Origin of the sequence: Sphingomonas sp. CCH9-F2 (genome assembly GCF_001556735.1) — a bacterium.
Classification (GTDB): domain Bacteria; phylum Pseudomonadota; class Alphaproteobacteria; order Sphingomonadales; family Sphingomonadaceae; genus Sphingomonas; species Sphingomonas ginsenosidimutans.
In genome coordinates, this window is record NZ_LSJO01000392.1 from 1 (window position 1) to 1,224 (window position 1,224).

Sequence of the window (1,224 nt, forward strand, 5' to 3'; positions counted from 1 at the left end):
CGGTGCGCGCGGTCATGGTCGGGCCGCCGTCGAAGATGTCGATGTAGTTTTCGAACGCGAAGCCTTCGTTCTCCAGCATCCGCATCGCGGCGCGCCCCGACGGGTGCGGCAAGCCGATCGCAGCGCGGGCGGTGTCGGACAGCATCGCGGTATAGATCGGATGCTTGGGCATCAGATCGGCGATGAACTGGTGGCCGTTGATGGCGTTGAATTCGTCCGCCTGCTGGAAATTCATTCCGAAGAAGCGGCCAGCCAGTCCGTCCCAGAACGGCGATCCGCCCGCCTCGTCGATCACCCCGCGCAGCTCCGCCAGCACGCGGTCGGCGAAGCGCGCGCGATGGCGGCGGATGAACAGATAGCGGCTGCGCGCCAACAGCAGGCCCAGCCCGCCGGCTCGCTCACCCGGGTGCAGGAAAAGCCCGCCGACCTCGCTCGCGCCCTCCAGATCGGTGGTCAGCGACAGCATCTCGGCGCGGAACGTGCGGTCCAGCTCGCGGCTGTGCTGCGTCAGCGTGCCGATGCGATAGCTGTAGAACGGGTGCTTCTGCCCGACATGGGTGATCAGCTGGCAGGTGCCGCGCACCTCGCGATTGTCGACATTCTCCAGCATCAGCACGAACTGTTCGTCGGCCAGGTCATTGTCGTCGCGCGCGAAGGCGGCGTGGCTGCGCGCCAACTTCGCCGTCAGCGCGCTGCGGTCGGCGGGCAGGTTGGTGAAGCCGCCCCCGGTCAGTTTGGCCATTTCGTACAGGTGCGGCAGGTCGCCGTCATGCGCGGCGCGGACGACGAAGATCATGCCATCGCCCCCGCGGCGATCCGCAGCATCGTGACCGCGGACAGCGCGGCACGCTCGGTCAGGCTGTCGACGATCAGGAATTCCTCCATCGAATGGATGGCGCCCCCGCGGGCGCCCATCGTATCAACCACCGGCACGCCGCACGCGGCGATGTTGTTGCCGTCGCACACGCCGCCGGTGTCGCGCCACGTGATCGTCTGCCCCAGCGCCAATCCGGCCTGCGCGACCAGATCGAACAGCCGCGCCGCACCCGCATCGATCGGCTTGGGCGGGCGGTTGAACCCGCCGTGCACCTCGATCACGACATCGTGATCGGCGCGCGCCTGCGCCACCGTCCCCTCGATCAGCGCGGCGGCGCGGTCGATCTCGTCGCGATCGGCGGGGCGGAAGTTGACGCGCAGCACCGCCAGGTCGGGGACGACGTTGTT

1 protein-coding gene and 1 pseudogene are annotated in these 1,224 nt (G+C 68.5%); both read right to left on the reverse strand.

All coding sequences use genetic code 11. From position 1 onward, the window contains the following. Nucleotides 1-796: arginine N-succinyltransferase (locus tag AX685_RS11420; protein WP_066488757.1), on the reverse strand; the 796-nt coding region annotated here is incomplete at its 3' end. Next, a pseudogene (locus AX685_RS22580) lies at nt 793-1,224 on the reverse strand (hydrolase); the annotation flags it as partial. The gene AX685_RS11420 and the pseudogene AX685_RS22580, both read right to left, overlap by 4 nt.